Consider the following 8,331-nt stretch of genomic DNA (forward strand, 5'->3'; position numbering starts at 1 on the left):
TTTTGCTATGCAGTGCCTGGCAATGCTTGATAAAATGCCCCGCATGGAACCTGTCGCAGATCAAGAGTTGGACGTTAGCGGATTACAGTGCCCCATGCCTTTACTGAAGGCCAAGCTGGCACTGAATGCCCTGACATCACAGCAAGTGCTGAAAGTCGTTGCCACGGACCCTGGCTCGGAGCGTGACTTTTTTGCGTTTGTCCAGCAAAGTCGCCACGAAATACTGGCATTTGAAAAACAGCAGCAATCCTACTGTTACTGGATAAAAAAAGGCTGAGTTCCCATGCGAAGATTTTTCCGGGCTTTCCTGGATCGCTATTTTCACGATGAAGAAGCCATCATTTTCACGCTGATCCTGATATCAGCGCTGCTGGTTCTACTGACGATCGGCTCCTTCATAGCCCCGCTTATTGCTGCCCTGATCATCGCCTATCTGTTACAGGGTATGGTCAACACCCTGCTGCGACTGAACGTATCCTACCTGTTGGCAGTGGTGCTTGTTTATACACTTTTTATCAGTGGTTTCATGGCTTTGCTGCTGTGGATCCTGCCTCAGGCGTGGAGTCAGCTGGCCAGGCTGATCAATGAGCTGCCGCGCCTGATCGGCGAGGGTCAGAACTTATTGATGCTGCTGCCGGAAAACTATCCGGATCTGATGACGCAACAACAGGTTCAGGACATCATCCGCACGCTGCGGGGTGAGCTGGCCATGTTTGGCCAGTATGTGCTGTCTTATTCCATCTCCAGCCTGCCCAATATTTTCTCCTGGATCATGTTCCTGATTCTGGTGCCAGTGCTGGTGTTTTTCATGATGAAGGACAAAACGACCCTGGTGCACTGGGTGGCCAACCTGTTGCCACGACACAGACCGCTGATGCGCAAGATCTGGCAGGAGATGGATGTTCAGGTAGCCAACTATGTGCGCGGCAAGTCGCTTGAGATCCTGATTGTGGGCGGCACCAGTTATCTGGCCTTCACGATACTGGGCATGAACTATACCCTGTTGCTGGCTGTGCTGATGGGTCTCTCTGTCATCGTACCTTTTATAGGTGTGGCGGTGGTGGTGTTTCCGGTGATGGCAGTTGCCTATGTGCAGTGGGGTCTGGGCAGTGAATTTTTTACCGTTCTTGCGGTCTATACCGTGATCCAGCTGCTGGATGCCAATGTGCTTGTGCCGATCATTTTCTCGGAAACCGTCAACCTGCACCCGGTTGCGATCATTGCCGCCGTGTTGGTGTTTGGCGGTCTGTGGGGACTGGCTGGGGTGTTTTTTGCCATCCCACTGGCCACCTTGATCAAGGCCATTGTCAACACCTGGCCCACCCACGCGCCACCGGATGATGAGGCTGTCGGGCCGGATCACGAAGCAGCCAGGATCATACACAACGATTAATACCAGTCACAGGGTATAATGCGGTTTTTGTCAGAAGGTTGCAGTGTGATAGAGTCTGCAGCCTGAGCAAGTCCGAAAACTATAGAGGTTATGCATGATACAGGGCAGTATTGTTGCCATCGTCACTCCCATGTTGCCAAATGGCGACATCGATTTTGAAGCGTTTGATCGCCTGCTGGAGTGGCATATTGAGAGCGGCACAGACGCCGTGGTTGTTGTTGGTACGACTGGTGAGTCGCCAACGCTGACCATGGAAGAGCATTGTGCAGTCATTGCGCGTGCCGTCAAAACGGTTGCCGGGCGCATCCCTGTCATTGCCGGTACTGGCTCAAACTCTACCACTGAGGCAATTTATTACACCCACGCCGCCAAGGAAGAGGGTGCCGATGCCTGTCTGCTGGTGACACCTTATTACAACAAGCCTCCGCAGGAAGGCCTCTATCAGCATTTCAAGAAGATCGCTGAAGAAGTCGATATCCCGCAGATTCTTTATAATGTGCCTTCCAGAACAGGCTGTGACCTGTTGCCGGAAACCGTGTCACGGCTGGCGGATATCAAGAATATTGTGGGTATCAAGGAAGCGACTGGCGATCTGGATCGTGGCCAGCAGGTCATCAGCCTGTGTGGTGATCGCATCGCCATTTACAGTGGTGACGACGCTACTGCACTGGATCTGATCCTCGCCGGCGGTAAAGGCAATATTTCCGTGACAGCCAATGTTGCGCCGGCACAGATGCACGAGATGTGTCGGCTTGCGCTGGCCGGTGAATACGAAAAAGCCAGCCTGCTTAACGCGCGTCTGGCGGGTCTGCACAACTCACTGTTCCTGGAAGCTAATCCGATTCCGGTTAAATGGGCGCTGAGTGAACTCGGACATATCAAAGCGGGCATTCGCCTGCCCCTGGTGCCACTTAACAAGGCATACCACATTCCGTTGCGTGAGGCGATTCGCCACGCGGGACTGGACTAATACAGGCAAGGTCGAAAGAGTATGCTTCCAATACGCAGTCAGTTCTTTAACGCATCCCGGCAGATTTCGCCTGGGTGCGGAACTCCCGGTGCTTTCCAATCAAACACGTTCAAGCGAGGTGTTATCCTGAAACCTGCAGTAGTACTGAGTATGGCAATGCTGGTTCAGGGCTGTTCCTGGTTGGGAATCGGCGGGGATGAAGGCTGGCTCAGAGATCGCGAGGGTGAATATCTGGAAGCCCGGATAACACCGGTCATGGACATACCCGCTGAGCTCGACAGCTACACGATCGACCAGCTTTACTATATTCCGCCGGAAGCGCCAGGCGAACGTGAAGTCTACGTCGTGCCTCCTGCACCAAAACCCATCGACACGCGGGTCCGCGAGGGTGTTGTGATTCAGCGCTTCGGCGACCGTGCCTGGATTGTGGTGGGAGCCACTCCGGGTCAGGTGTGGCCGACGCTGCGGGACTATTTTGCGACCGAGGGCCTGCCTGTCGCCAGCGAAGACGCTGTCGCTGGTGTTGTTGAGACCGAATGGGTGCCGCAGGACGATAGCGATGTCCGCAATCGCTATCGTGTCCGCGTCGAGCCTGGTCTGCACGCCGGCAACTCTGAGGTATATATCCTGCAGGTTGATGATGAGGGTGAAACTGCCGAGGGTCAGGCGGTTACATGGCCTTCTGATTCCGAAAACCTGGAGCGTGAAGCTACCATGCTGGCCTCACTGTCCATGTACCTGGCTGACCGCACCGATATTTATCGTGGCTCATCCGTGTCAATGCTCGCGGGCAGTATCGAGGCGCAGGGCAAGGCGCGACTGGATGACAGTGAATCGGGCAGTACCAGACTGGAGCTGCGCATCGATTTTGATCGTGCCTGGAGCCAGGTCGGTCAGGCGATCGGCAATGCTGAAATCGAGCTGCTGAGCTCTGATCGCGACGAGCGACGCTACATCGTGTCGTTCACTGGCACAGAGAATCAGGAAGAGCCAGGCTTTTTCGGGCGACTGTTTGGCCGCGACGAAGAAGTGGAGGCCCGCCAGTTTGATGTTACGCTCAGCGACACTGCCGATGGGATTCTGGTTGAGGCAAGAGTATCCGACGGAGCCCCGGCGCCTTATCAGCAGGATCTGCTGGTGCGTACGATCAACGACAATCTGATCTGACCCTCGTGATGACGGAGCTGGTGCCGCTTTGGTATGCATTGACTGCCGGCGGCATTGGTCTGTTTGGCGGTGTGCTGCTGAGCCTGCTCTGGAGTTCGCGTCGCGCGGCCGCCTACCGGGAGCACATCGTCCATTTGCAAACTCGCCTGGACGAAGAGCAGCGTCAAACCCTGGAAAAAATTCAGCTTCTGCAGCAATCCCGCGAAGAGCTTCGTCAACAGTTCCAACTGCTGGCCAATGATGTGCTGGATGACAAGAGCCGGCGTCTCGCCGAAGCAAGTCGTCAAAGTCTGGGTGAAATACTGCGTCCACTGCAGGAAAAAATCAGCGGTTTCGAGAAGCGGGTTGAAGAGACCTACAATCGCGAGGCCAGAGAGCGCTTTGCGCTGGAGAAAGAAATTCGCCAGTTGCAGCAGCTCAATACACGCATCAGCGATGATGCCGTCAACCTGACCAAAGCGCTGCGTGGTGAGAACAAAACGCAGGGCGCCTGGGGCGAATACATCCTCAGTTCCATCCTGCAGGCATCCGGCCTGACAGAGGGACGCGAGTATCAGGTTCAGCAGAGTTTTCGCCAGGCCGATGATGATGCCGGGCGGCAACGCAGTCAGCCCGATGTCATAGTGCAGCTGCCCGATAACCGGCAGGTTGTGATAGACGCCAAAGTCTCACTGACTGCCTATGAGCGCTACTGCAGCGCTGATGATGATGCCGAGCGAAACAGCGCGCTTAAACTTCATGTGCAGTCACTGCGCAATCATATTCGCCAGTTGAGTGACAAGCGCTATCAGGATCTGCCCGGTATTCAGTCACTGGACTTTGTGTTGCTGTTCATGCCGATTGAGCCCGCGTTCTCCGCCGCCCTTCAGCAGGAACCAGAGATATTTAATCAGGCCTTCGAACGCAACATTGTGCTGGTCAGTCCAAGCACATTGCTGGCCACGTTGCGCACGATTCACAATATCTGGCGCTATGAATATCAAAGCCGCAATGCGCAGGAGATCGCGCGGCAGGCGGGTGCGCTGTATGACAAATTTGTTGGTTTGCTGAGCGATCTGGATGATCTTGGCCGCAAGCTGGAGGCGGGGCAGAAGAGCTACGAATCGGTAGTCGGCAAACTCCAGACTGGCAAGGGCAATCTGATCGGGCGCGTCGAGCGATTAAAAACCCTGGGTGCCAGAGCCAGCAAGCAGATTGACGCGGACCGATTGGCCGAGGCCGACGAGCAGTTGCCCGCCCTGGATGATGATGAGAATTGAAATGAGTGCCACCGAAGAACTGATTGCTTTTTTACCGTGCCGAACACCTCAGGCCTGGCTGGACTGGGCGCTGCAGAATCAGGACCTGCTGCTGATTGATCATGCCAATTGTGAGAAAAAGGCAGCCTCCAACGCCATGACCCTGATGTACCGTTATGTCAGCCATACCGAGCTGTTGACTAAAATGTCACAACTGGCACGTGAGGAGTTGCTGCACTTCGAACAGGTGGTCAACATCATGGCGCAGCGTGATATAGCCTATCAACGCATAGGCCCGTCACGCTATGCGGCCGGATTGCGGGAACATATGCGGACAGATCGCGACGGCACACTGATCGACGGACTGATTGTTGGCGCGATTGTCGAGGCACGCTCCTGCGAGCGCTTCGCCAGTCTGGCGCCATTGCTCGATGACACGCTGGCGAAATTTTACCGCAGCCTGTTGCGGTCCGAGGCACGTCACTTCCGGGATTATCTGTCTCTGGCTCAGCAATACAGTGATACACCGATTGATGAACACGTGGAAAGATTTCTGGCGGTTGAAAAACAGCTGATTGAATCAGTCGACGATCAGTTTCGTTTCCACAGTGGCGTGCCGGCTGTCACGACTGGCAATTCTCCGGGCTGATCAGGTTCTGCGCCAGTCTTTCTCTTAATGTTTCAAGCTGGTCGCAGGGAATTGCGGGGTTGCCAGTCAGCACTGCGCTGGTCAGCGTATCAATGACAAGCAGGCCGGAAATATCCTTCAACTGGTTGTCGGGCGCGTTGACAGAGGTCAGCCGTGGCAGCCGCTGCAAAGCATCAAGCGTTTCCAGCTCATTGCCAGAAAGGTCGATAAAGCGCAGACCCTCCAGAGCTTCTATACCTTCCAGGCTGGCAATCTCCAGTAGCGGGCAGGCGATCACACTGATCTGCTCTGGGTCGTTGTACTCATTCTGTCGCATGGTGACATTGATACAGCTTTGCAGGCCCGGGTCCGCGACTCGAACCACGCCACTGTAGGGTCGGGGGTCGTACAGCGTCTGCTGATTCACGCTGACCGAAAACTGCCTGCTGCAGGCGCCGAGCAACAGGACGCCAATAGCCATCGAGGTCAATAGCAAAGGAGATTTGGCCGCACGCAAACAGCTGGATAACGTTGAGACCATAACGGCCGACTCCTGGGTCAGATGTTGAGCGCTTTCGGTGCGCTGTAAACCGGGACAAGTGCATAAGCTTAACGCATGCCCAGCCCCCGCGAAAGCACACTGGTAATCCATTCATAGTCAGTTTAGACTGCTCGGCGTACTTTAATCACCGCAACAGGAATCGTTTTATGCAAACTTTACGCGCCTCCAGCCTGGGGCTGGCAGTATCGCTGCTGATGGTCAACGCACCAGTGCACGCGCAGGACATTGACCTGACCGACCAGGATACCCAGATCAGTTACAGCGTTGGCGTCAACATTGGCCAAAACCTGATGATGCAGGGTCTGACCGACCAGATTGATATCGACGCTTTTATCGCGGGTCTGCGTGACATGGTCAATGGCGAACCGCAGATGACCGAAGATGAAATGATGAACGCACTGATGACCTTCCAGCAGCAACTGATGGACGAACAGCAGGCGCAGGTCGAAGCATCGCGTGCAGAATCTGAAGCCTTCCTGGCTGAAAACGCCCAGCGCGAAGGTGTGATGACCACTGAATCGGGTCTGCAGTACGAAGTACTGGAGCGCGGTGATGGCAGTGGCGTATCTCCCACTGCAACTGACACTGTGACCGCCCACTACGAAGGCCGCTTTATCGATGGTGAAGTGTTCGACAGCTCCATCGCGCGTGGCGAGCCCGCTGAGTTTGCCCTGAACCAGGTCATACCTGGCTGGACCGAAGGCTTGCAGCTGATGCAGACAGGCGACACCTATCGTCTTTATATTCCTAGCGATCTTGGCTACGGTCCGGGTGGTTCAGGCCCAATCCCACCGTTCGCCACACTGGTGTTTGATGTCGAACTGTTAGAGGTTAACGGTCAGTAAGTGGATAAACAGCGATTCAATGACGGCTTGCTGCGTTTTCTGCAGCACTCGCCAAGTCCCTTTCATGCCGTCGAGACCATGCTGGCGGCATTGCAGGAAGCCGGGTTCGAACGCCTCAACGAGGAAGACGCCTGGCAGTTGCAGCCAAATCGTGCCTATGTACTGACCCGCAACGATTCGTCGATTATTGCCTTCGTGACGGGCGACGGCGATCCTGCTGAGTCAGGTGTCATGATGGCCGGTGCTCACACCGACAGCCCCTGTCTGAAAGTAAAACCTAATGCAGTGATGCGCAATGCCTCGGTTCTGCAGTTTGCAGTAGAGGTGTACGGTGGTGTGCTTTTGGCGCCATGGTTTGACCGTGACCTGTCTCTGGCTGGCCGGGTTGAATTCAGACGCAGGGACGGCACACTGGACGCGGCAACATTGAACTGGCAACGACCGATAGCAACGGTTCCCAGTCTGGCCATCCATCTGGATCGCGAAGCAAATCAGAACCGCAGCATCAATCCGCAAAAAGAAATGCCACCGGTGCTCGCTCTGTCAGCCGGTGACGGCAAATCCATCAAGGATTTTGACTTTGACGCGTTTCTTGTTGATGCACTGGCTGAGCAGCAGGGCATCAACGACGTAGACGCTGTGCTGGCACATGAGCTGTTCTTCTACGACACGCAGCCGCCTGCCCAGATTGGCCTGCACAATGAGTTTATCGCCTCGGCGCGACTGGACAATTTGCTCAGTTGCTATGTGTGTCTGGATGCAATCATGGAAGCAAAAAAATCGGGCAATGGTTTTGCATTGATGGTCTGCAACGATCACGAAGAAGTTGGCAGTGCGTCAGCCTGCGGCGCGCAGGGTCCCTTCCTGCGATCCGTGCTGGCAAGACTGTCAGCCCGCTTCAGTGACCGTGACGGCGAAACCGCGGGCAGTGCTGAAAGCATCGAACGCATGATTCGTCGCTCACTGTTCCTGTCTATAGACAACGCACACGGTCTGCATCCCAATTTCACAGAGAAACACGACGCCAACCACGGTCCCGTCCTTAACAAGGGGCCAGTAATCAAAATCAACGCCAACCAGCGCTACGCTACCAACAGTCGCACGCAGGCCAGATTCACGCAGTTGTGTGATGAGGTCGATGCGCCGGTGCAGCGCTTTGTTGTCCGCAGCGACATGGGTTGCGGCAGCACGATCGGGCCGATTACGGCGTCTGGTATTGGGGTGGAGACGGTTGATGTAGGTGTGCCTACGTATGGGATGCACTCGATCCGGGAGCTGGCTGGCAGCGATGACGGCTGGCACCTCGCCCGGGCCCTGCGTCGCTTCTTCGTTCGTTGATCGTCGCTTTCGCCCTCGCCTGAGTTACTGAGATCTTGTATCTGTTGGGAGCGGTCCGGGTAGCGGGTGGCAGATCATGCCCGGATCGCATCCTTTCACCGCACACCCGGCGTGGCGGAACTTGTATGTTCTGCTCTGACGGGTCATAAATGGCTTGTCGGGGTGGAGGGACCAACGGAACTTCTGGCAG

Annotated in this window: 9 protein-coding genes; 8 read left to right on the forward strand and 1 reads right to left on the reverse strand. The window is 55.4% G+C overall.

Going from position 1 to position 8,331, the window contains the following annotated elements:
- Positions 1-22: 22 nt before the first annotated feature.
- From QGM61_RS13905 to QGM61_RS13930, 6 genes are all read left to right on the forward strand, one after another.
- Positions 23-277, forward strand: coding sequence for a sulfurtransferase TusA family protein (locus QGM61_RS13905; protein WP_237134471.1), 255 nt, complete (start codon positions 23-25; stop codon positions 275-277).
- Between the two features lie 6 nt (positions 278-283).
- Entirely contained in the window at positions 284-1,393 is a 1,110-nt protein-coding gene (locus QGM61_RS13910) for an AI-2E family transporter (protein ID WP_237134470.1), read from the forward strand.
- 94 nt (positions 1,394-1,487) lie between these two features.
- Positions 1,488-2,363 (forward strand): 4-hydroxy-tetrahydrodipicolinate synthase, encoded by an 876-nt coding sequence (gene dapA, locus QGM61_RS13915; RefSeq protein WP_237134469.1) that lies wholly within the window; start codon positions 1,488-1,490, stop codon positions 2,361-2,363.
- 150 nt (positions 2,364-2,513) lie between these two features.
- Positions 2,514-3,530: an outer membrane protein assembly factor BamC gene (gene bamC / locus QGM61_RS13920; protein WP_237134468.1), complete on the forward strand. Its 1,017-nt coding sequence runs from the start codon at positions 2,514-2,516 to the stop codon at positions 3,528-3,530.
- 20 nt (positions 3,531-3,550) lie between these two features.
- On the forward strand, positions 3,551-4,789 hold the full coding sequence (locus QGM61_RS13925) for a DNA recombination protein RmuC (protein ID WP_281133312.1): 1,239 nt from the start codon (positions 3,551-3,553) through the stop codon (positions 4,787-4,789).
- A gap of 1 nt (position 4,790) precedes the next feature.
- Positions 4,791-5,417 carry a tRNA-(ms[2]io[6]A)-hydroxylase gene (locus tag QGM61_RS13930; protein WP_237134466.1) on the forward strand — a complete coding sequence of 209 codons (627 nt, stop codon included), beginning with the start codon at positions 4,791-4,793 and terminating at the stop codon, positions 5,415-5,417.
- Here QGM61_RS13930 and QGM61_RS13935 read toward each other — a convergent pair.
- The gene (locus QGM61_RS13935) at positions 5,392-5,937 is read right to left on the reverse strand and encodes a hypothetical protein (RefSeq protein WP_281133313.1); all 546 of its coding nucleotides are present in this window, start codon (positions 5,935-5,937) and stop codon (positions 5,392-5,394) included. The genes QGM61_RS13930 and QGM61_RS13935 overlap by 26 nt on opposite strands.
- A gap of 167 nt (positions 5,938-6,104) precedes the next feature.
- On the opposite strand from QGM61_RS13935, the gene QGM61_RS13940 reads away from it, so the two are divergent.
- Complete coding sequence (locus QGM61_RS13940; RefSeq protein WP_281133314.1) at positions 6,105-6,803, forward strand: FKBP-type peptidyl-prolyl cis-trans isomerase; 699 nt, start codon at positions 6,105-6,107, stop codon at positions 6,801-6,803.
- Positions 6,804-8,141, forward strand: coding sequence for a M18 family aminopeptidase (locus QGM61_RS13945; protein ID WP_281133315.1), 1,338 nt, complete (start codon positions 6,804-6,806; stop codon positions 8,139-8,141).
- Positions 8,142-8,331 lie beyond the last annotated feature (190 nt).

The sequence above is a fragment of the Pseudohongiella sp. SYSU M77423 genome (assembly GCF_029911965.1).
GTDB lineage: Bacteria > Pseudomonadota > Gammaproteobacteria > Pseudomonadales > Pseudohongiellaceae > Pseudohongiella.